Origin of the sequence: Bordetella genomosp. 5, assembly GCF_002261475.1 — a bacterium.
Classification (GTDB): Bacteria; Pseudomonadota; Gammaproteobacteria; order Burkholderiales; family Burkholderiaceae_B; genus Bordetella.
On the sequence record NZ_NEVN01000013.1, the window covers coordinates 352515 to 372578 of the forward strand.

A 20064-nucleotide genomic window follows, 5' to 3' on the forward strand; every position below is an offset into this window, starting at 1 on the left:
CCCCTTAGTTACGGAACGGGAAGCTGAAGGCCGTCAACAGCGCCTTGGCTTCTTCGTCGGTCTTGGCGGACGTGGTGATGCTGATGTTCAGCCCACGCAGCGCGTCGATCTTGTCGTACTCGATTTCGGGGAAAATGATCTGCTCTTTCACCCCGATGTTGTAGTTGCCACGGCCGTCGAATGCACGACCCGAGATACCACGGAAGTCACGCACGCGCGGCAGCGCGACCGCAACCAGGCGATCCAGGAATTCGTACATGCGTTGACCACGCAGCGTGACCATGCAACCGATCGGGTAGTTTTCACGGATCTTGAAACCCGCGATAGCTTTGCGCGTCTTGGTGATGACGGGCTTTTGACCGGCGATCTTGGTCAGGTCCGACACAGCGTGCTCGATGACCTTCTTGTCGGCGACCGCTTCCGAGACACCCATGTTCAGGGTGATCTTGGTGATGCGGGGCACTTCCATCACGCTCTTGTAGCCGAACTTGGCTTGCAGGTCGGCAGCGACCTTGCTCTTGTAAAACTCTTGCAAACGAGACATGTTTTTCGCCCCTTACGCCTTGGCGCCGACCACGGCACCATTGGAACGGAACACGCGAACCTTGCTGCCGTCTTCCTCAACCTTGATGCCGACGCGATCGGCCTTGCCAGTCGCGGGGTTGAACAGCGCCACGTTCGAGATATGGATCGGGAGCGTCTTTTCGACGATACCGCCGGGGTTGTTGGCCATGGGGTTGGCCTTCACGTGCTTCTTCACGACGTTCACGCCTTCGACCAGAACGTGGTCGGCGTCAACGCGGGCCAGCACGGTGCCGCGACGGGTCTTGTCACGGCCAGTCAAAACGATGACTTCGTCGCCTTTACGGATCTTGTTCATCGCGGGCTCCTTACAGCACTTCCGGGGCCAGCGACACGATCTTCATGAAGCGCTCGGTACGCAGTTCACGCGTAACGGGCCCGAAGATGCGGGTGCCGATGGGCTCCAGCTTGGCATTGAGCAACACGGCGGCATTGCCACCGAAACGAATCAGCGAACCGTCTTTACGGCGCACGCCCTTGGCGGTACGAACCACCACAGCGTTGTAAATTTCGCCTTTCTTGACGCGTCCGCGCGGAGCCGCATCTTTGACGCTCACCTTGATGATGTCGCCGATTCCGGCATAGCGGCGCTTGGAGCCACCGAGCACCTTGATGCACATGACAGCACGCGCACCAGTGTTATCGGCCACGTCCAGCGTGGTCTGCATTTGGATCATGATTTTTCCTGTTCCAACTTAACTGAAAACACGCCCTTCCCTGCTGGGTAGGCCCGTATTTCCTGCCAGTTTTGGTCCCGTCAGGTCCGTTACCTCGTCGAGAATGACGCGATGACGACCCTGGGTTGAAATCCTGCGGAAATTTCCCTGCAAAGTAAGCCGAAGCGGCACTAGGCAGTACACCAGGTTTATCCGCCCCGAACCCCACATTACGCGCACGCCGCACACATCTGCTGATGCCCGCCGCGCTCACCCTCCTGGCTGAAGCTGTTTGTCTTGCGACACCCAGCGCATGGAGCTGCAGTAGTAGTTCTACTCTCGCTCTCATAGCCTTCGGGATTTGCCCGTAAATCTGTGGCCCTGCGAATCCGGATTTGAATCTGGATTTTGACTCTGGTACCTAGGCCAACCCAACTAACAATTTGGGAAAGCTGGTTATTCTACCCCGCCGGTTTGGCGAACGCAAGCCTGTTTTGCTTGAAAAAACAAGGACGTGTGCGCTTGCGACAACATACGGAGCAAACTCGAATCAGGGGATGCATCGCCATCGCGCGCGCGCCGGCTTAGCGGCCCACCTGGCGCCACCCCATCCTGCAGTCCGTAGACGGCCTGGAACATGGGATACAGCGATAGTGAGCACTTCGGTACCGCGTTCGCCTGCGTGGTGCACATGCGCACGTAACGCGGATACCGGGCGTTGCCGGGATGCCACGCGGGCACAGAATCCCCTACTCAATAAAAAACGGCATGGAAGCCTGTTCCATGCCGTTTCAATGCAGCCGCGGCCGGAGCCGCGGCGCAAGGTACTTCAGATGACGCGGGCCGCTTCGACCAGGCGAACCACCTTCCACGCCTTGGAGCGGGAGATGGGACGGCCTTCTGCGATCTCGACGGTGTCGCCTTCGTTGTACTGGTTCGATTCGTCGTGAGCCTTGTACTTGGCCGAGCGCATGACGATCTTGCCGTAGATGGGGTGCTTGACGCGGCGTTCGACCAGAACGACGACAGTCTTGTCCATCTTGTTGCTGACGACCTTGCCAACCAGCGTGCGCTGGCGCTTGGTGACCTGGGTGTTTTGCGTTTCGCTCATGTTTATTCCCCTGCCTTCTGAGTCAGCAAGGTACGCACACGCGCGATGTCGCGACGCACGTTGCGCAGCTGGGTGGTGTTACCAAGCTGCTGCGTTGCCTTCTGCATGCGCAGACCAAATTGCGCCTTCAGCAGGCTCTCGAGCTCTTTGCCCAGCTCGGCGGCGTCTTTCGAACGGAGTTCGCTAGCTTTCATATTTGTACTCCTTAAGCACCGATATGACGCGCAACGAACGTGGTCGCGATCGGCAGCTTGGCAGCGGCCAGGCGGAACGCCTCGCGCGCCAGCTCTTCGCTGACCCCTTCCATTTCGTAGAGCACCTTGCCGGGCTGGATTTCAGCGACCCAGTACTCCGGGTTGCCCTTACCGTTACCCATCCGGACTTCAGCCGGCTTTTGCGAGATCGGCTTGTCGGGGAAGATACGGATCCAGATCCGGCCACCGCGCTTGATGTGACGGTTGATAGCACGACGAGCAGCTTCGATCTGACGAGCGGTCAGACGGCCACGGCCAGTAGCCTTGAGGCCGAACTCGCCGAACGACACGTGCGTACCACGGGTCGCCAGACCGGTGTTGCGGCCCTTCTGCTCTTTGCGATATTTTCTGCGAGAGGGTTGCAGCATGGTTATTCTCCTTCAGGAGCCGGAGCCGCGTCCGCCTTGCGGGGAGCACGACCGCGACCACCCGGACGACCGTTGCGGGCACCATCCGGACGATCGCCACGGGGGGCGCGACGCGGACGACGCTCTTCTTCACGCGGGGCGGCGGTCTCGACGGGCAGCTCGCCATTGGCCAGCATGTCGCCCTTGTAGACCCACACCTTGATGCCGATCACACCGTAGGTGGTGTGGGCTTCGGAGGTGCCGTAATCGATGTTCGCCTTCAGCGTGTGAAGCGGCACACGGCCTTCGCGGTACCACTCGGTACGCGCAATTTCGATACCGTTCAGACGGCCCGAGCTCATGATCTTGATGCCCTGAGCGCCCAGACGCATTGCGTTCTGCATGGCGCGCTTCATGGCGCGGCGGAACATGATGCGCTTTTCGAGCTGCTGCGAGATCGAGTCGGCGATCAGCTGAGCGTCGGTTTCCGGCTTGCGGATTTCCTCGATGTTGACGTGCACGGGCACGCCCATCAGACGCTGCAGATCGGCCTTCAGGCTTTCGATGTCTTCGCCACGCTTGCCGATCACCACGCCCGGACGAGCCGAGTAGACGGTGATGCGGGCGTTCTTGGCGGGACGCTCGATGACGACGCGACCGACGGAAGCGCTCTTGAGCTTCTTCTTCAGGTATTCGCGCACGCGGATGTCTTCGGCGAGCATGCCGCCGAAGGCCTTGTCGTCCGCGTACCAACGCGAGGACCAGTTACGGGTGACCGCGAGACGGAACCCAGTGGGGTGAATTTTCTGACCCATCGTGACTCCTTAAGCTCCGACCTTGACCGTGATATGGCAGGTCTGCTTCTCGATACGGTTGCCGCGGCCCTTGGCGCGAGCCGAGAAACGCTTCATCGATTGCGCCTTGTCCACGAAAATCGTGGTGACCTTCAGCTCGTCGATATCGGCGCCGTCGTTGTGCTCGGCGTTGGCGATGGCGGACTCGACAGCCTTCTTCAGGATGACGGCAGCCTTCTTCGGGGAGAAGGTAAGGATGTTCAGGGCTTGAGCCACCGACTTGCCGCGGATCAGGTCCGCAACCAGACGGGTCTTCTGGGCCGAGATGTGAACACCACGGATAATGGCAGTAGTTTCCATCGATTACCTCTTCGCCTTCTTGTCCGCGGCGTGACCCTTGAACGTACGGGTCAGCGCGAACTCGCCGAGCTTGTGACCGACCATGTTCTCGTTGATGTAAACGGGAACGTGTTGACGGCCGTTGTGCACAGCGATCGTCAGGCCGATGAACTCCGGCAGGATCGTGGAACGACGCGACCAGGTCTTGATCGGCTTCTTGTCTTTGCCCGCGACAGCCGTATCCACCTTTTTGATCAGGTAAGCGTCGACAAACGGGCCTTTCTTGATCGAACGTGACATAGTGTTCGCCTCTTACTTGCGCTTGCGCCGTTGGACGATCATATTGTTCGTCCGCTTGTTGCGACGGGTCTTGAAGCCCTTCGCCGGAGTACCCCACGGGCTGACCGGTTCGCGAGCTTCGCCGGTACGGCCTTCACCACCACCGTGCGGGTGGTCGATCGGGTTCATGGCAACACCACGAACCGTCGGGCGGATACCGCGCCAACGCATGGCGCCGGCCTTGCCGATTTGGCGCAGGCTGTGTTCTTCGTTACCGACTTCACCGATGGTGGCACGGCATTCGATGTGCACGCGGCGAACTTCGCCGGAGCGCAGACGCACCTGAGCGTACGTGCCTTCGCGGGCCATCAGGACGGCGGAAGCGCCGGCCGAACGAACCATCTGAGCACCCTTGCCAGGAATCATTTCGATGCAGTGAATCGTCGTACCCACCGGGATGTTGCGGATCGGCAGGGTGTTACCAGCACGGATCGGGGCTTCGATGCCCGAGATCAGCGTGGCGCCCACTTCCAGACCGCGCGGAGCGATGATGTAGCGACGTTCGCCATCGGCGTAGCACAGCAGCGCGATGTGCGCGGTACGGTTGGGGTCGTATTCCAGACGCTCAACCTTCGCGGGAATGCCGTCCTTGTTGCGACGGAAATCCACCACGCGATAGTGCTGCTTGTGACCACCACCACGATGGCGCACAGTGATGTGGCCATTGTTGTTGCGGCCCGAGCCACGGGTCTTCTTTTCCAGCAGGGGAGCGTAGGGCTCACCCTTGTGCAGGTTCGGGCTGACAACCTTCACCATGCCACGGCGACCAGCCGAGGTCGGCTTTACTTTAACGAGGGCCATTTACTTCACCTCCGCAAAGTCGATTTCCTGGCCGTCCTTGAGCGACACGTAAGCCTTGCGCTCATTGCGACGACGGCCAACGAATCGGCCAAAGCGCTTGACTTTGCCCTTACGGTTGAGGACCTGCACGGCTTCGACCTGCACCTTGAACAGGAGTTCGACGGCAGCCTTGATCTCCGGCTTGGTGGCATCAGCCACGACACGGAAAGCGATTTGCTGATTCTTCTCGGCAACGAACGTGGCTTTTTCAGTCACGACCGGCGCCAGAATGACTTGCATCAAGCGTTCGGCGTTCATCCCAGCATCTCCTCGAGTTGAGCGATGGCCGGCTTGGTGATCAGCACTTTCTTGTAGTGGATCAGCGACAACGGATCGGCATAACGGGGCTCGATCACGGCAACGTGCGGCAGGTTGCGCGTGGCGAGGTAAATATTTTCATCGACGGAGTCGGTGATGATCAGGACCGAATCCAGACCCAGGTTCTTCAGCTTGGCGGCAGCCAGCTTGGTCTTGGGCGATTCGAGCGAGAAGGTATCGACAACGGCGATGCGGTCTTCGCGGGCGAGCTGCGACAGAATCGAACGCAGGCCAGCGCGGTACATCTTCTTGTTGACCTTCTGGCTGAAGTTCTCTTCGGGCGAGTTCGGGAACGCGCGACCACCCCCACGCCACAGCGGCGACGAAGTCATACCGGCGCGAGCGCGGCCGGTACCCTTTTGGCGCCAGGGCTTCTTGGTGGAGTGCTTGACTTCGGCACGGTCCTTCTGAGCGCGGTTGCCGCTACGGGCATTGGCCTGATAGGCCACCACGATCTGGTGAACCAGCGCTTCGTTGAAGTCGCGACCGAAGATGGTGTCGGGCGCGCTGAACGTAGCGGCCTGACCTTGATCGTTCAGGAGCTTGAGATCCATTTACTTATGCTCCCTTCTTCGCCGGGGCCTTGACGGCCGGACGGACGATGACATCGCCGCCAGCGTGGCCGGGGACAGCGCCCTTGACCAACAGCAGACCGCGTTCGACATCGACGCGAACCACGTCGAGGTTTTGCACCGTGCGGGTGACATCACCCAGGTGACCCGCCATGCGCTTACCCGGGAAAATACGACCCGGATCCTGTGCCTGGCCGATCGAGCCAGGAACGCGGTGCGAACGCGAGTTACCGTGCGAAGCACGTTGCGAACCGAAGTGGTGGCGCTTGATGGTACCGGCGAAACCCTTACCGATCGTCGTGCCCGTGACGTCGACCTGTTGGCCGGCTTCAAAGACAGATTCAACGGCGATCACCGAGCCGGCCGTGAATTCGGCAGCGCGGGTGGGATCGAGACGGAATTCCTTCAGGATGCTGCCGGCTTCGGCGCTGGCCTTGGCGTAGTGGCCGGCCTGAGCCTTGGCCACGCGCGAGGCGCGACGGGTGCCATAAGTCACTTGGATGGCGGCGTAGCCGTCGGATTCCAGGGACTTGACTTGAGTCACACGGTTGTTGGACACGTCCAGCACGGTCACCGGAATGGATTCACCATCCTCGGTAAAAATGCGGGTCATGCCGACCTTGCGACCCACCAGACCCAGCCGATGCGCGGCGGGCGTGGGTGTCGTATTCGACATCGTTTTCTCCATTCCCGACTGCGATTGGTCGGGGCTAATCAGGCAAAAGGTAACGGCCTTCGCCCTACAGTTGCTCTTGCCACAAAATGGCAAGCTTTGCATATTAGCACGGTTTTTCCAGCCAACACAAGCACTTAGCGCCGTTTGGCGGGCGTGAACGGGCTGAGTTTGTGCGGCCGGCGCAACAGGCATCGCCGCCTTTGGTCGCAACGCCCCAGATGGCCGCGGCGCCCTGCCCGCTCGCGTGCGCCTGCCGGCGAGAGTGGCCGCTCACTTGAGGCGTCCTGGTACCGGACGGTACCCGCCTCTGCCGGTGGCCGAAATGCAAAATGGCCGTATCCCGAGGGATACGGCCATCTTGTCGAACCTGACCAGGTCAGGCCCGCATGCCTTACTGCAGCGCGATTTCGACGTCGACGCCGGCCGGCAGATCCAGACGCATCAGGGCGTCCACGGTCTTGTCGGTCGGATCCACGATGTCCATCAGGCGCTGATGGGTGCGGATTTCGAACTGATCACGCGAGCTCTTGTTGACGTGCGGCGAACGCAGAACGTCATAGCGGCGAATACGCGTGGGCAGGGGAACCGGACCGCGCACGACAGCGCCGGTACGCTTGGCGGTGTCGACGATTTCCGCTGCGGACTGATCGATCAGCTTGTAATCGAAGGCCTTCAGACGGATGCGGATCTTTTGGTTTTTCATGGCGTTTCCTAAAGAACGAGATGCGAGAGGCGGCTTGCCGCCCCTCGCTGTTGGGCACTACTTACTTGAGGATCTTGGCAACGACACCGGCGCCGACGGTACGACCGCCTTCACGGATGGCGAAGCGCAGGCCTTCTTCCATGGCGATGGGGGCCAGGAGCTTGACGACCATCGAGACGTTGTCGCCCGGCAGAACCATTTCCTTGTCGGCCGGCAGATCGATCGTGCCCGTCACGTCCGTCGTGCGGAAGTAGAACTGGGGACGATAGCCGTTGAAGAACGGGGTGTGACGGCCGCCTTCTTCCTTCGACAGGATGTACACCTCGGCGGTGAAGTCCGTGTGCGGGGTGATCGAGCCCGGCTTGGCCAGCACTTGGCCGCGCTGGACGTCTTCACGCTTGGTGCCGCGCAGCAGGATGCCCACGTTGTCGCCGGCTTGACCTTGGTCGAGCAGCTTGCGGAACATTTCCACGCCGGTGCAGGTCGTCTTGACCGTGGGGCTGATACCCACGATTTCGATTTCTTCACCAACCTTGACGACACCGCGCTCGATACGGCCGGTCACCACGGTGCCGCGACCCGAGATCGAGAACACGTCTTCGACCGGCATCAGGAACGCGCCGTCAACGGCACGCTCAGGCGTCGGGATGTACGTGTCCAGCGCTTCGGCCAGGGCCAGAATCGCTTGCTCGCCCAGTTCGCCCTTGTCGCCTTCCAGCGCCAGCTTGGCCGAACCCTTCACGATCGGCGTGTCGTCGCCCGGGAAGTCGTACTTCGAAAGAAGTTCGCGAACTTCCATTTCCACCAGCTCGAGCAGCTCGGCGTCGTCAACCATGTCAGCCTTGTTCAGGAAGACGATGATGTACGGCACGCCAACCTGGCGCGACAGCAGGATGTGTTCACGCGTCTGCGGCATCGGGCCGTCAGCGGCCGACACCACCAGGATCGCGCCGTCCATTTGCGCGGCGCCCGTGATCATGTTCTTCACATAGTCAGCGTGGCCCGGGCAGTCGACGTGCGCGTAGTGACGCGATTGCGTTTCGTACTCGACGTGAGCGGTGTTGATCGTGATGCCGCGTGCCTTTTCTTCAGGTGCCGCGTCGATCTGGTCGTAGCCCTTGGCTTCGCCGCCGAACTTGGTCGACAGAACCGTCGTGATTGCTGCCGTCAGCGTGGTTTTGCCGTGGTCAACGTGACCAATCGTACCCACGTTCACGTGCGGCTTGGTACGTTCAAACTTGCCTTTTGCCATGATCTCTATCCTTTGACTTTCAAGGAAATTTGGATATTTGCCGCGCCCCCCGGATCACGGGAGACGCGGCGACGGTATTTACTTGGCCCGAGCGGCGATGACTTCGTCAGCGACGTTCTTGGGGGCCTCGGAGTAATGCTTGAATTCCATCGTGTACGTGGCACGACCTTGCGTGAGCGAACGCAGGTTGGTGGCGTAACCGAACATCATGGCCAGAGGAACTTCAGCCTTGATGACCTTACCGCCGCCGACCATGTCGTCCATGCCCTGGACCATGCCGCGACGCGAGGACAGATCGCCCATCACGGTGCCTGCGTAGTCTTCCGGCGTTTCGACTTCAACGGCCATCATGGGTTCCAGCAGGACCGGCGATGCGCGACGCATACCTTCCTTGAACGCCATCGAACCGGCCATCTTGAACGCGTTTTCGTTCGAGTCCACATCGTGGTACGAACCGAAGAACAACGTTGCCTTGACGTCGACCACCGGGTAACCCGCAAGGATACCAGCAGGCAGGGTTTCCTGGATGCCCTTGTCCACCGCGGGGATGAACTCGCGCGGCACGACGCCGCCCTTGATGGCGTCCACGAATTCGTAGCCACCGCCCGGGGGAAGCGGCTCGACCTTCAGGACCACGTGACCGTACTGGCCGCGACCGCCCGACTGCTTGACGAACTTGCCTTCGACTTCTTCGCAGGTCTTGCGGATCGTTTCGCGGTAGGCAACCTGGGGCTTGCCCACGTTGGCTTCCACGCCGAATTCGCGCTTCATGCGATCGACCAGAATTTCGAGGTGGAGCTCGCCCATGCCCGAAATGATGGTTTGGCCCGATTCTTCGTCGCTGCGCACGCGGAACGACGGATCTTCGGCGGCCAGACGCGACAGCGCCAGGCCCATCTTTTCTTGGTCAGCCTTCGACTTGGGTTCGACGGCCTGCGAGATCACGGGCTCGGGGAACTCCATGCGCTCGAGGGTCACGTGTGCATCGACATCGCACAGCGTTTCGCCGGTCGTCACGTCCTTCAGGCCCACGACGGCGGCGATGTCGCCAGCCAGAACTTCCTTGATTTCCTCGCGGTTGTTCGCGTGCATCTGCAGGATGCGGCCGATACGCTCTTTCTTGCCCTTGATGGGGTTGTAGACCGTGTCGCCCGACTTCAGAACGCCCGAGTAAACGCGCACGAAGGTCAGCTGACCCACGAACGGATCGCTCATCAGCTTGAAGGCCAGCGCCGAGAACTTCTCGTCGTCGTTGGCTTCGCGCTTGACTTCGTTGCCGTCGTCGTCCGTGCCGTCAACCGGCGGGATATCGACGGGCGAAGGCAGGTATTCGATGACCGCGTCGAGCATGCGCTGCACGCCCTTGTTCTTGAAGGCGGTGCCGCACAGCATCGGCTGGATTTCGCCAGCGATGGTGCGTTGACGAACAGCTTCGTTGATCTCGGCTTCTTCGAGCGTGCCGGTTTCAAGGTACTTGTTCATCAGCTCTTCGGACGACTCAGCAGCCGCTTCGACGAGCTTCTCGCGCCATTCGTCGGCGGTAGCCTGCAGTTCGGCCGGGATGTCGGCGTAGTCGAACTTGGTGCCCTGGCTGGCTTCGTCCCAGAGGATCGCCTTCATCTTGATCAGGTCGATGACGCCGGTGAAGGAGTCTTCGGCACCGATGGGGATGACGATCGGCACGGGGTTAGCGCGCAGACGGGTACGGAGCTGGTCGTAGACCTTGAAGAAGTTGGCGCCGGTACGGTCCATCTTGTTCACGAAGGCCAGACGCGGCACACCGTACTTGTTGGCTTGGCGCCAAACGGTTTCCGACTGGGGCTGCACACCACCCACGGCGCAGTACACCATGCAGGCACCGTCCAGGACGCGCATGGAACGTTCCACCTCGATGGTGAAGTCCACGTGTCCCGGGGTGTCGATGATGTTAATGCGGTGCTCGGGGAAGTTGCCGGCCATGCCACGCCAAAACGCCGTCGTAGCAGCCGACGTGATGGTGATGCCACGCTCTTGCTCTTGCTCCATCCAGTCCATGGTGGCTGCGCCATCATGCACTTCGCCAATCTTGTGATTGACGCCGGTATAGAACAGGATACGTTCGGTCGTGGTGGTTTTCCCTGCATCGATGTGCGCAGAGATACCAATGTTGCGATAGCGCTCGATCGGGGTTTTGCGGGCCATGGTGGGTAGTCCTTAAATTACCAGCGGAAATGGCTGAATGCCTTGTTGGCTTCGGCCATCTTGTGCGTGTCTTCGCGCTTCTTCATTGCGGCGCCACGACCTTCGGAGGCGTCGATCAGTTCGCCAGCCAGACGCAGATCCATCGACTTCTCGCCACGCTTCTTGGCGGCTTCACGGAGCCAACGCATAGCCAGGGCCAGGCGGCGCACGGGGCGCACTTCAACCGGCACTTGGTAGTTGGCACCGCCAACGCGGCGGCTCTTCACTTCGACGATCGGCTTGATGTTGTTGATGGCCAGGGAGAAGACTTCGATCGGCTCTTTGCCGGTCTTGGCCTGGACTTGCTCGAGGGCACCATAAATGATGCGCTCGGCGACGGCCTTCTTGCCGTCCAGCATCACAACGTTCATGAACTTGGCGAGCTCGACGCTGCCGAACTTGGGATCGGGCAGAATCTCGCGCTTGGGTACTTCGCGACGACGGGGCATTTTTGCTTCCTTGTGTCTGTTCAGTTGAACCGTGCTTCCTGCACGGCCATGGCCGTCTAGAGAGACGACCCCTTACGTGCTGCACACTATTCCAGCATTCCTACTGGCGCAGCTGCACACATCCCGGGTGACGCCAGTGCGTCCCTGGGGTACTTCCAGATACTGCGATTAAGCCTTCTTCGGGCGCTTGGCGCCGTACTTCGAGCGGGCTTGCTTACGGTCCTTGACGCCTTGCAGGTCGAGGGAGCCGCGCACGATGTGGTAACGCACACCGGGCAAGTCCTTCACACGACCGCCACGCACCAGAACGACCGAGTGCTCTTGCAGGTTGTGGCCTTCGCCGCCGATGTACGAAATGACTTCGTAACCGTTGGTCAGACGCACCTTGGCAACCTTACGCAGAGCGGAGTTCGGCTTCTTGGGGGTGGTGGTGTAGACACGGGTGCAAACGCCGCGACGCTGGGGGCAGTTCTCCAGCGCGGGGCTCTTGCTCTTGATGATGCTGACTTCGCGCGGCTTGCGCACGAGTTGGCTAATGGTAGGCATGACCTTTGAAATCCCTTTTACGTACCACTGGTAAGTACATGAGTACTCGTGTCCTCCGGGCACCTTACTGCGGGGCCTGGAGAGGCAGTTCACGCAAAACCGCCCCTGACGTTTCATCTACGTAAAAGAGCGGGTCTTGCGCGCAAAAACGCGCAGAGTCAAATCGAGTCGTCCCAGCTAAACAGCAGACTGGGGCTGATCGAAACCGGATGCTGGAATGGGACGGTAGCGGGTGAAGGATTCGACAATATGACGCTGCCGGATACACCGTATCGGAAACGCCACAGAGATTGGCTTGCGGCCGGGCGGATTCGTGACGCACCCACCTGACCGGACCCGGAAAGTCCGGATCTGCATCCTGGCATCGGGGTGGAGCTTCGAGAGAAACGCCACCAGACACCCGGACAACCCATCTTTACCCACGCACCGCAGCCCCACGACCTATGGCCGGAGATGGCTATGCGCGCGCATAAAGCAGTAAGCCCTTCAGCTTAGCGTAGTTATCCACCGCTGTCAAAGACCTCTGCTCATTTTTTGCACGATGACGCACGGGTGGTGGCCGCGGGCAACATGGCCCCTGCCATGTCGGTGGGCGCGGGCGACCTGGCCGCCGTGTGTGCGGGCGCTTGGCCGGTCGGCCGCGCGGTGCAGGGGTGCAACCCTATTTATCCACAGACCTGCGCACAGCCACAGGAGCGGCGTTGCGCGAATGCGAGCGCTTACTTATCCACAGGCGCGGGCCGCGCGACGTGCACGAATCAGGGATTGGCGAACAGGTAGCCGCTGCCGTAAACGGTACGCACCGGCAGAATCAGGCCGGCCAGCTCCGCCTTGCGGCGCAGCCGGCTCACCACGACGTCGATGCTGCGCGCCCCGGTCACCCGGGCGGACATGCCGTCGGCGGCCAGTTCTTCGGCAAGCTGTTCGCGCGTCACCGCGCGTCCGGGCGTCTCGAGCAGCACGCGCATGACCTGCCGCTCGTTGGCCGACAGGGACAGCGCGGCGCCGTTGGGCGCGCCCAGCGTCCAGTCCTGGTCGCGCAGCTCCCAGCGCCCCGCCGAGGCCGGCTCGACCGTGACGAGTTCGGATAGCGCGGGTTCGTTTTGCCAGACGGGCAGCCGGCGCGCCAGCGCCAGCAACACACAGGCGAGCTCGCGCGCGTCGACGGGCGCCGTCAGGCAGGTGTCGGCGCCGCTCTGCAGGCAGCGCAGGCGTGCCTCCACGGACAGGTCCCGTCCCGTGGCCACGATGCCCAGAGACGGCGACCCGCGCAGACGCGCGATCAGCGCATAGCCGAGCTCGCCCAGCTCCGTCAGGTCCAGCACGACGGCGTCGTAGGTGTCTTCGGAGAGGAGACTGAAAAGTTCGAGCGGGGTGGAACAACCCCGCGTGGATATACCCGCTTGCAGCAGCACCGAGATAGTTTGAGTGCGGCTGGTCGTGTCGGGCACCATGATGAGTGTGCTCAATTGCTTCATAACCAGGCCTAGTCTCACCGCGGCACTTTGCCACGATGTCGCACCCATGGGTCCGGTGTCTCGGGACCTCGATGCGATCGGAACAAGTGTCGCGCCATATTGCTGGCTTCCCCAGTCAATATTCGTCAAGTTTGCAGTTCTTGACGCTGGATGTTGGCAAAGTCTGTATCAAAATACGTTACGCACGTTTATGATGCGCTTCGCCCGGCACGCCGCCCCTGGCGCCCCCGGAAGCGCCCCGCGCCACGCCATTGCGAGGCGCGCTCATTCCACTGCCATGAGAATCGCATCCCTCGAAGACGATCTGGACCAGGCACGGCAGATACAACAGATACTTGTTGATGCCGGCTACGAGTGCAGCAGCTTTCAAAAAAGCCAGGATTTGCTGGCCGCTTTGCGCGCCGATCGCTTCGACTTGTTCCTGGTCGACTGGCAACTGCCGGACATCGACGGCGATGAAGTCGTGCGCCATCTGCGCGCCCGCTACGGCAACAGCGCCGCTATCATTTTCCTGACGAGCCGCAACCAGGAGGCTGATCTGGTCGAGGGCTTGCGCGCCGGCGCGGACGACTACATCTTCAAGCCGCTGCGGCCGGCCGAAATGCTGGCGCGCGTGGCCGCGCTGCTGCGTCGCATGCAGCCCGCGGCCCCCGATACCGCGCCTTTCGAGGTGGCACAGTATCGGATCGATCCCGCGGAACGCATCATCACCCTCCATGACCAGGCGATCAGCCTGCCCCCCAAGGAGTTCGACCTGGCGTTGCTGTTTTTCCGCAATGTCGGCCGCTTGATGTCACGCGACCTGCTCGCGGAAAGCGTCTGGAACCGCGAGATCCCCGCGACCTCACGCACGCTCGACACCCATCTGTCCAATGTCCGCCAGAAGCTGCAGCTGCGCCCCGAACACGGCGTCAGGTTGAGCTCGTCGTATGCCCTGGGCTATCGGCTCGAGCTGATCGCAGATACCGACGCCAACGCGCGCTGACGCAGGCGTCCCAAGGAGAACCCATGAACGGACGCATCCGTTTCGCTTGCGCCCTGCTCGCCTGCCTGGCCCTGCCCGGCGCACATGCACAGCCGGCCGGCGCGCTCGGCGAAGACTTCATCTTCCGGATCCGCGCTGGCGATACGCTGATCGCGTTGGCCACCACGTACACGGGTGAAGCCTCGAACTGGGCGCGTCTGCAGACGCTCAATCGCGTCGCGGATCCGCAAGCCCTGCCGATCGGGCTCGAGCTGCACATTCCGTTGTCGATGATTCCGATGGTGACGAGCGCGGCGCAGGTCGTGCACGTCGCCGGCAATGCTCACATGGCCAGTGCCGCGCTGCGGCCCGGCATGACGGTGCCCGAGGGCGGCGAGATCCGCACCGGGCCCGACAGTTTCGTCACGCTGCGGCTGTCGGATGCCACTGAAGTGACCGTCCCGCCGTCGACCGCGATCCTGCTGGAACGTGTGCGGCAGTTTGCGCGGGTGCCGCTCACCGATTCGATCGTGCGCGTGCAGACGGGCGGTGTCGAATCGCGGGTCGCCCCCGACGGCGGCGGCGTGGGGCGCTTCGAGATCCGTACTCCGGTCGCCGTGACCGGCGTGCGCGGCACGCGCTTCCGGGTGGAGAGTTCGGATCAGGGCGCCACCCAGACGGTGCTGGAAGGCCGGGTGCGCTTGCAACCCCATGCGCCCGACGCCCCGCCCGGCACCGCGGCCAAGGCGGTCGTCGGCGTGAGCGCGGGCCAGGGCGCGCGGGTCGCCGCGGATGGCTCGTTCGCCGGCGTGCGCCCCCTCTTGCCCGCACCGGTCCTCGGCGAGCCGGGCCGGGGTGGAAACGTCCGTATCGCCGTCACGCCCGTGCCGGGCGCGGTGGCCTATGAAGCCCGGATCGCGCGCGATCCGCATGGCATGCATCAGGTCGCGGTGCACCGCTACACGCTGCCCGAGCTCAGCTTTACCGCACCCGGGCCGGGCACCTATTATGTGGGCGTCAGTGCGATCGATGCGGCCGGCCTGCGCGGCCTGGAAGCCTGGCGCCCGTTCGATGGCGTCAACGCGCTGACCACCACGGGCGGCCTGCCCGTTCAAACCGCCACCGGAGGCGTCGTTACCCTGAGCGTGTTCTGAACCGCCTGCCACCACGATGCCCACCGCCCTGCCCCATGACCGCCGGCGCCTGACCCACCGATCCAGCCTCGTGCTGACGATTCTGCTGGTCTCGTTTGCGGCATTGCTGGGCAGCTTCGTCGGGCTCGGGCGCATCGATCAGACCCTCTACGACCGCGCCGTCTCGCTGGTCAGCCGTCCCGCGCAATCCGATATCGTGTTGATCACGATCGACGACGAAAGCATCGCCGCGCTCGGGCGCTGGCCCTGGAGCCGCCGCACGCACGCCGAGCTGCTGGACCGGCTGCGCGACGCGCGCGCGGTCGGCCTCGACTTGATCTTCTCGGAACCCGACAGCAACGACGCCCAGGCCGACGCCTTGCTCGCCGCCGCCATCGAACGGCACGGGCGCGTCGTGCTGCCGATCGTGCTCGACGATCTGGCGCGCGTGCAGACCTACGAGTCGCCGATTCCTCAGCTTGCGCGGGTCGCCGCGGGGATGGGGTTCATCAACATTCCGCTCGACCCCGACGGCGTGGTGCGCGAGACCGCCTGGAACCGCGCGGTGGGCGGCGTGCGGGTTCCTCATTTCGTGCTGTCGCTGATGGCCGCCGGTGGCGAAGCCGATGCCGCGCGGGCATTCGGACAGGGCTTCGGCCCGCGCGAGCAGTCGTTGATTCCGTTCGCCGGTCCGCCGGCGCATCTGGTCACGGTGCCTTATCTGCGCGTGCTCGACGGCCACATCCCGCCGGAATGGTTCAAGGACAAGTACGTGCTGATCGGTGCCTGGGCCACCGGCATGAGCGATGCGTTTCCCACGCCGGTATCGCATCGCGCCAGCGGCATGGCCGGCGTCGAGATTCTGGGCAACCTGTTGCAGGCGGCGCGGGAACAGCGCTCATGGCGCGCGGCCACGCCCTGGCAAGGCGCGTTGGCCGCGGCACTGCCGGTGTTGCTGCTGTGCCTGATGCTGCGCCACGGCTCGCCCAAGGCCTCGTTGATCCTGACCGCGCTGCTGCCTCTCATCATTCTGCCGGGCGCCCTCTTGTTGCTGCGCTATGGCGAGCTCTGGATCCCGCCCTCGGCCGCGCTGCTGGGTGTGGCGATCTGCTATCCGATCTGGAGCTGGCGCAGCCAGGAGACCGTGCTGCGCTATATGGATACGGAGCTGCGGCGCCTGCGCCGCGAATATGCGCCGGTGCTCAATCTGCCCTCCGGCAGTTCGCTGCTCGGTCGCCGTTCCCTCGAAGACCGCCTGAGCCAGCTGCGCGACGCGCTGGCCTTGGTACGCAACCTGCGCAGCTTCCTGACGGACGGCCTGGACGGTCTGCCCGATGCCACGCTCGTGTTCGACGTCAATCAGCGTCTGCAGTTTCGCAATCGTGCCGCGGTCACTTTCTTCCGGCGTCTGAGCGCGCGTTCGCCGCATGTGGGGCAACAGGCGGGCGACCTGCTGGCGCGCGTGGTGCCGGGCGACGAGACGCGCCACCAGATCCGGGCGGCGATGGACCGGGCGTCGCATTCCGACGCACGCTCGGGCTGGAGCGCCGATGTCGAGGTCAGGGACAGCGCGGCGCGCGATCTGATCGTGAAATGCGCCCCCATCCACACGAGTGACGGCCAGTTCGTCGGCACCATCCTGACGCTCAGCGATATCAGCGCGATCCGCCAGGCAGAGCGCCATCGCGAAGAAACCCTGCGCTTCATTTCGCACGACATGCGCGCTCCGCAGAACTCGATCCTGGCCCTGGTCGATCTGCACACGCGCGAACACGGCAAGGAAGACGAAACGCTGGCGCGCGTCGCGCAGCTTGCGCATCGCACGCTGCACCTGGTCGATGGCTTCGTGCAGCTCACGCGTGCGGAGTCGGTGCGGATCGAGTCGGTGCCCTTCGATCTCGCCGAAACGCTACGCGAGGTGGCGGACGACTTCTGGGCGGCCGCGCGCGCGCGCGACATCGCCCTGACGCTGGCCGAGCCGTTGCCCACCGCCGAGGTGTCGGGTGACCAGACGCTGCTGCGGCGTGCGGTCTGCAACCTGGTGGACAACGCCATCAAATACAGCCCGGATCACAGCCGGGTGCGTTGCGGCCTGGCCGCGCAGGGATCGATGTGGGTGGTGTCGATAGCCGATGAGGGGCCGGGCATCGGGGGCGCCGACGCCGCCACGATCTTCGAGCCATTCACGCGGGTCGGCGCCAGCGGCCGTGCCGACAGAGGGGGCGCCGGCCTGGGTCTGGCGTTCGTACGCGCGGTCGCGCAGCGCCATCATGGCAGCGTCGAGGTCGAAAGCGCGCCCGGCGAGGGCGCCACCTTTCTGCTCAGGATTCCGCGCGCGACCCCGGCCTGAGTGGCGCGCGCCGCCCTGCCCCGGCCGCGCTGGCCGCCTCAGCGGAACGTATGCGTGATCGTGGCGCCACGGCCCGGACGCACGTCGATCGTGGTCTGGTACGGCGGCAGGTCGGCATTGCGCACCGTGACACTGTACTTGCCGGGCAACAGGCGCAGCTCCTTGAGCGGCGGGCTCACGCCGCGGCGCGTGCCGTTGATCCAGATCTCGCCCCAGGGCATCACATTGATGCGGACCGGCACCCGGGCCGGCGGCGCGGGATCCGCCGGCGTGGCGGGGGCGGTCTCCGCTTCGGCCGCCTCGCCCCCCTCCGCCGCGGGGGCAGCCTCGGCGCCAGGACCTGCCGGAACGGCCGACGGTGTCTGGCCCGCCGACCGCGCGGCGCCGCCGTTCTCCGCCGTGCCGGCGCCATTGGCGGCGGCAGGCGGGTTGGTGGACGACGCGGCGCGTCCCGCCGGCGGCGTGCTCTGCAGACCCGGCGGCTCCGGCGGCAGATCGCTGGCGGGCGCGCCACCCGGGGCGGCGCCGGATACGGTTCCGGTCCCGGTCCCGGTCCCGGTCCCGGGCACGGGCGTCGCGCCCTGCGGCAGTCGCGCCTGAGCCGTGGTGTTGGGCACCATGGATTCGGATGCGGTGATTACCCCCTTGGGCACGGCCGCCAGCCGGTTCCACCAGTAAAAGCCGACGCCCGCGGTGATGGCGATCAGCAACAGCACGAACAGCACCGCGCCGACCGAGGGCCGCTGCTGGGTGGGCTGCACATAATCGGCGCGCGGCGCATCCACATTGACCGAAATCGGCGCGATGGTGGCGAGCTCGGCATCATCCTGTACGGGCTCGAACGCCAGCAGCAGCGCCAGGGCCTCGACGGTCTGCGGCCGGTCGGCGGGTCGAACGGCGAGGCCCGCGTCGATCGCCGCCAGAAAGTCGGGCGCGTACCGCGTCAGGCCGCGCTGGGCGAGCGGAACGTAGGTGTCATTGACCACGCGGTCCGGCGCGGGCGGCGGCAGCATCCCGGTGATCAGCGAGTGCGCGACCGCACAGAGAGAGTAGATATCGCTCCAGGGCCCGCGGGGCCACTCGGGTGTCTGGGTGTAGAACTCGAACGGCGCGAAGCCGGGCGTCGGCGCGGGCAGCTGGCCATCGTGCTGGCGCGGCTGGGCCTGGGCGGCCAGCAGATGCGCCTTGCCTGCCTCATCGAGGCCGACCGAGTGGGTCGTGATGTCGGCACAGATGCGGCCGCGTTCGTGGATCGACGCCAGCGGCGCGAGCAGTTCGGCGAGCACGCGTTTGACGCGCGACTCGGGCACGCCCCCGCCCGTCGTGGCGGCGATGGCCGACAGGGGGCGGTGAGCCAGGGGAGCGGCGCCGGCAAACGGGCCGCGCGGAGTCGAAGAGCCGGCGGGAAAGGACATATCACTCATAACGCGACCGTACTGTCATGCGGCGCTCCGGGTCCGGAGCTCCAGCAGCCGTACGGCGCTTGAACACAATTGAAGAAGGGAGGGCTCTGATGGACCGGGCGCGGATGCGTCCCAGGTAAAACCGTACACCAGGAATCGCGCCTTGACGATATCATTTGCACCGCCGGTCGCTGTATTGCCACAGTGCCGGCGGCGCAAGCATAAACCACAGTCACAGGATTGCCGTCACCATGTCCGTCACCCTCTTCCAACGCCCCGCCATCCGGCTCGGCGCGCTGCTGCTCTGTGCCGCCCTGACGGGCTGTGCGGGCATCCGCGGCGCCGCCCCCGAGGCGCCGGCCACCCCGCAAGCATTGGCCGCTCTCGATCAGGCGCGCGACAGTTACGGCGGAGGACGCTATGGCGAGGTCATCCGGCTCGTCGCCACCTCCGACGACATCGCCACCGCACCGCGCGCCGTGCGCGTCGAAGCCTTCAAGCTGCAGGCTTTCAGCTACTGCGTGAGCAATTACCGCCAACTCTGCGAGGACGCCTTCGTGCGCATCCTGGCGCTGCAGCCCGATTTCGCACTCGCGCCCAACGAAGCCGGCCACCCCAACTGGGGCCCGGTGTTCCGCACGGCGCAGCAGCGCGTGCAGTAAGCGCACGCCGCGACACGCGGCGGCCCTGCATAAAAAAAAGCCGGCTTGCGCCGGCGTTTTTAATTGGGGTGGACAC

24 protein-coding genes are annotated in these 20064 nt (G+C 63.7%); 4 read left to right on the forward strand and 20 right to left on the reverse strand.

All coding sequences use genetic code 11. From position 1 onward, the window contains the following. Positions 1-4: 4 nt before the first annotated feature. The 19 genes from rplE to CEK29_RS22685 all read right to left on the reverse strand — a co-directional run bounded on the left by rplE (position 5) and on the right by CEK29_RS22685 (position 13476). On the reverse strand, positions 5-544 hold the full coding sequence (gene rplE, locus CEK29_RS22595) for a 50S ribosomal protein L5 (RefSeq protein WP_094798030.1): 540 nt from the start codon (positions 542-544) through the stop codon (positions 5-7). A 12-nt stretch (positions 545-556) separates the two neighbouring features. Continuing rightward, the gene (rplX, locus tag CEK29_RS22600; RefSeq protein ID WP_094798031.1) at positions 557-880 is read right to left on the reverse strand and encodes a 50S ribosomal protein L24; all 324 of its coding nucleotides are present in this window, start codon (positions 878-880) and stop codon (positions 557-559) included. Between the two features lie 10 nt (positions 881-890). Continuing rightward, on the reverse strand, positions 891-1259 hold the full coding sequence (gene rplN, locus CEK29_RS22605) for a 50S ribosomal protein L14 (protein ID WP_003806916.1): 369 nt from the start codon (positions 1257-1259) through the stop codon (positions 891-893). 808 nt (positions 1260-2067) lie between these two features. Then, a complete protein-coding gene (rpsQ, locus tag CEK29_RS22610) occupies positions 2068-2349 on the reverse strand; it encodes a 30S ribosomal protein S17 (protein ID WP_094798032.1) in 282 nt (93 codons plus the stop codon). A 2-nt stretch (positions 2350-2351) separates the two neighbouring features. Then, positions 2352-2543, reverse strand: a complete 192-nt coding sequence (gene rpmC, locus CEK29_RS22615; protein ID WP_094798033.1) for a 50S ribosomal protein L29 — start codon at positions 2541-2543, stop codon at positions 2352-2354. An 11-nt stretch (positions 2544-2554) separates the two neighbouring features. Beyond that, the gene (rplP, locus tag CEK29_RS22620; RefSeq protein ID WP_094798034.1) at positions 2555-2971 is read right to left on the reverse strand and encodes a 50S ribosomal protein L16; all 417 of its coding nucleotides are present in this window, start codon (positions 2969-2971) and stop codon (positions 2555-2557) included. Positions 2972-2973: 2 nt separating this feature from the next. Beyond that, the gene (gene rpsC / locus CEK29_RS22625; RefSeq protein WP_094798035.1) at positions 2974-3765 is read right to left on the reverse strand and encodes a 30S ribosomal protein S3; all 792 of its coding nucleotides are present in this window, start codon (positions 3763-3765) and stop codon (positions 2974-2976) included. A gap of 9 nt (positions 3766-3774) precedes the next feature. Beyond that, entirely contained in the window at positions 3775-4104 is a 330-nt protein-coding gene (gene rplV / locus CEK29_RS22630) for a 50S ribosomal protein L22 (RefSeq protein ID WP_010925688.1), read from the reverse strand. A 3-nt stretch (positions 4105-4107) separates the two neighbouring features. Next, positions 4108-4383: a 30S ribosomal protein S19 gene (gene rpsS / locus CEK29_RS22635; RefSeq protein ID WP_094798036.1), complete on the reverse strand. Its 276-nt coding sequence runs from the start codon at positions 4381-4383 to the stop codon at positions 4108-4110. A 12-nt stretch (positions 4384-4395) separates the two neighbouring features. Next, positions 4396-5223, reverse strand: coding sequence for a 50S ribosomal protein L2 (rplB, locus tag CEK29_RS22640; protein ID WP_094798037.1), 828 nt, complete (start codon positions 5221-5223; stop codon positions 4396-4398). Continuing rightward, entirely contained in the window at positions 5224-5520 is a 297-nt protein-coding gene (gene rplW, locus CEK29_RS22645) for a 50S ribosomal protein L23 (RefSeq protein ID WP_005017278.1), read from the reverse strand. Beyond that, complete coding sequence (rplD, locus tag CEK29_RS22650; protein WP_094798038.1) at positions 5517-6134, reverse strand: 50S ribosomal protein L4; 618 nt, start codon at positions 6132-6134, stop codon at positions 5517-5519. The genes rplW and rplD overlap by 4 nt, the downstream gene beginning before the upstream one ends. 4 nt (positions 6135-6138) lie before the next feature. Then, positions 6139-6828, reverse strand: a complete 690-nt coding sequence (gene rplC, locus CEK29_RS22655; protein WP_170948379.1) for a 50S ribosomal protein L3 — start codon at positions 6826-6828, stop codon at positions 6139-6141. A 391-nt stretch (positions 6829-7219) separates the two neighbouring features. Then, positions 7220-7531, reverse strand: a complete 312-nt coding sequence (rpsJ, locus tag CEK29_RS22660) for a 30S ribosomal protein S10 (protein WP_012251770.1) — start codon at positions 7529-7531, stop codon at positions 7220-7222. A 61-nt stretch (positions 7532-7592) separates the two neighbouring features. Further along, the gene (tuf, locus tag CEK29_RS22665; protein ID WP_094798056.1) at positions 7593-8783 is read right to left on the reverse strand and encodes an elongation factor Tu; all 1191 of its coding nucleotides are present in this window, start codon (positions 8781-8783) and stop codon (positions 7593-7595) included. A gap of 78 nt (positions 8784-8861) precedes the next feature. Continuing rightward, positions 8862-10964, reverse strand: a complete 2103-nt coding sequence (fusA, locus tag CEK29_RS22670; RefSeq protein WP_094798041.1) for an elongation factor G — start codon at positions 10962-10964, stop codon at positions 8862-8864. 17 nt (positions 10965-10981) lie between these two features. After that, the gene (gene rpsG / locus CEK29_RS22675; RefSeq protein WP_094798042.1) at positions 10982-11452 is read right to left on the reverse strand and encodes a 30S ribosomal protein S7; all 471 of its coding nucleotides are present in this window, start codon (positions 11450-11452) and stop codon (positions 10982-10984) included. Positions 11453-11620: 168 nt separating this feature from the next. Further along, on the reverse strand, positions 11621-11998 hold the full coding sequence (gene rpsL / locus CEK29_RS22680) for a 30S ribosomal protein S12 (protein ID WP_005017264.1): 378 nt from the start codon (positions 11996-11998) through the stop codon (positions 11621-11623). A 758-nt stretch (positions 11999-12756) separates the two neighbouring features. Beyond that, on the reverse strand, positions 12757-13476 hold the full coding sequence (locus CEK29_RS22685; protein ID WP_094798043.1) for a response regulator transcription factor: 720 nt from the start codon (positions 13474-13476) through the stop codon (positions 12757-12759). Between the two features lie 277 nt (positions 13477-13753). On the opposite strand from CEK29_RS22685, the gene CEK29_RS22690 reads away from it, so the two are divergent. The 3 genes from CEK29_RS22690 to CEK29_RS22700 are packed head-to-tail and all read left to right on the forward strand — an operon-like array spanning position 13754 to position 17923. After that, positions 13754-14461, forward strand: a complete 708-nt coding sequence (locus CEK29_RS22690) for a response regulator transcription factor (protein WP_094798044.1) — start codon at positions 13754-13756, stop codon at positions 14459-14461. 23 nt (positions 14462-14484) lie between these two features. After that, entirely contained in the window at positions 14485-15594 is a 1110-nt protein-coding gene (locus CEK29_RS22695) for a FecR family protein (RefSeq protein WP_094859390.1), read from the forward strand. A gap of 16 nt (positions 15595-15610) precedes the next feature. Further along, positions 15611-17923 (forward strand): CHASE2 domain-containing protein, encoded by a 2313-nt coding sequence (locus CEK29_RS22700; RefSeq protein WP_094859391.1) that lies wholly within the window; start codon positions 15611-15613, stop codon positions 17921-17923. A gap of 38 nt (positions 17924-17961) precedes the next feature. Here CEK29_RS22700 and CEK29_RS22705 read toward each other — a convergent pair whose 3' ends face one another. Continuing rightward, on the reverse strand, positions 17962-19338 hold the full coding sequence (locus tag CEK29_RS22705) for a hypothetical protein (protein WP_094859392.1): 1377 nt from the start codon (positions 19336-19338) through the stop codon (positions 17962-17964). A gap of 239 nt (positions 19339-19577) precedes the next feature. Between CEK29_RS22705 and CEK29_RS22710 the strand changes: the two genes are divergently transcribed. Beyond that, positions 19578-19988, forward strand: a complete 411-nt coding sequence (locus tag CEK29_RS22710) for a TssQ family T6SS-associated lipoprotein (protein WP_094798048.1) — start codon at positions 19578-19580, stop codon at positions 19986-19988. Positions 19989-20064 lie beyond the last annotated feature (76 nt).

Bases quoted from the DNA above. Each gene is read 5' to 3' on its own strand.
- rplW (WP_005017278.1), bottom strand. From the start codon at position 5,520: ATGAACGCCGAACGCTTGATGCAAGTCATTCTGGCGCCGGTCGTGACT.
- CEK29_RS22710 (WP_094798048.1), top strand. From the start codon at position 19,578: ATGTCCGTCACCCTCTTCCAACGCCCCGCCATCCGGCTCGGCGCGCTG.
- rpsQ (WP_094798032.1), bottom strand. From the start codon at position 2,349: ATGAGCGAAACGCAAAACACCCAGGTCACCAAGCGCCAGCGCACGCTG.
- CEK29_RS22700 (WP_094859391.1), top strand. From the start codon at position 15,611: ATGCCCACCGCCCTGCCCCATGACCGCCGGCGCCTGACCCACCGATCC.
- CEK29_RS22705 (WP_094859392.1), bottom strand. From the start codon at position 19,338: ATGTCCTTTCCCGCCGGCTCTTCGACTCCGCGCGGCCCGTTTGCCGGC.
- CEK29_RS22695 (WP_094859390.1), top strand. From the start codon at position 14,485: ATGAACGGACGCATCCGTTTCGCTTGCGCCCTGCTCGCCTGCCTGGCC.
- rpsJ (WP_012251770.1), bottom strand. From the start codon at position 7,531: ATGAAAAACCAAAAGATCCGCATCCGTCTGAAGGCCTTCGATTACAAG.
- rplN (WP_003806916.1), bottom strand. From the start codon at position 1,259: ATGATCCAAATGCAGACCACGCTGGACGTGGCCGATAACACTGGTGCG.
- CEK29_RS22685 (WP_094798043.1), bottom strand. From the start codon at position 13,476: ATGAAGCAATTGAGCACACTCATCATGGTGCCCGACACGACCAGCCGC.
- CEK29_RS22690 (WP_094798044.1), top strand. From the start codon at position 13,754: ATGAGAATCGCATCCCTCGAAGACGATCTGGACCAGGCACGGCAGATA.
- fusA (WP_094798041.1), bottom strand. From the start codon at position 10,964: ATGGCCCGCAAAACCCCGATCGAGCGCTATCGCAACATTGGTATCTCT.
- rplV (WP_010925688.1), bottom strand. From the start codon at position 4,104: ATGGAAACTACTGCCATTATCCGTGGTGTTCACATCTCGGCCCAGAAG.
- rpsS (WP_094798036.1), bottom strand. From the start codon at position 4,383: ATGTCACGTTCGATCAAGAAAGGCCCGTTTGTCGACGCTTACCTGATC.
- rpsG (WP_094798042.1), bottom strand. From the start codon at position 11,452: ATGCCCCGTCGTCGCGAAGTACCCAAGCGCGAGATTCTGCCCGATCCC.
- tuf (WP_094798056.1), bottom strand. From the start codon at position 8,783: ATGGCAAAAGGCAAGTTTGAACGTACCAAGCCGCACGTGAACGTGGGT.
- rplX (WP_094798031.1), bottom strand. From the start codon at position 880: ATGAACAAGATCCGTAAAGGCGACGAAGTCATCGTTTTGACTGGCCGT.
- rpmC (WP_094798033.1), bottom strand. From the start codon at position 2,543: ATGAAAGCTAGCGAACTCCGTTCGAAAGACGCCGCCGAGCTGGGCAAA.
- rpsL (WP_005017264.1), bottom strand. From the start codon at position 11,998: ATGCCTACCATTAGCCAACTCGTGCGCAAGCCGCGCGAAGTCAGCATC.
- rplE (WP_094798030.1), bottom strand. From the start codon at position 544: ATGTCTCGTTTGCAAGAGTTTTACAAGAGCAAGGTCGCTGCCGACCTG.
- rplB (WP_094798037.1), bottom strand. From the start codon at position 5,223: ATGGCCCTCGTTAAAGTAAAGCCGACCTCGGCTGGTCGCCGTGGCATG.
- rplC (WP_170948379.1), bottom strand. From the start codon at position 6,828: ATGTCGAATACGACACCCACGCCCGCCGCGCATCGGCTGGGTCTGGTG.
- rplD (WP_094798038.1), bottom strand. From the start codon at position 6,134: ATGGATCTCAAGCTCCTGAACGATCAAGGTCAGGCCGCTACGTTCAGC.
- rplP (WP_094798034.1), bottom strand. From the start codon at position 2,971: ATGCTGCAACCCTCTCGCAGAAAATATCGCAAAGAGCAGAAGGGCCGC.
- rpsC (WP_094798035.1), bottom strand. From the start codon at position 3,765: ATGGGTCAGAAAATTCACCCCACTGGGTTCCGTCTCGCGGTCACCCGT.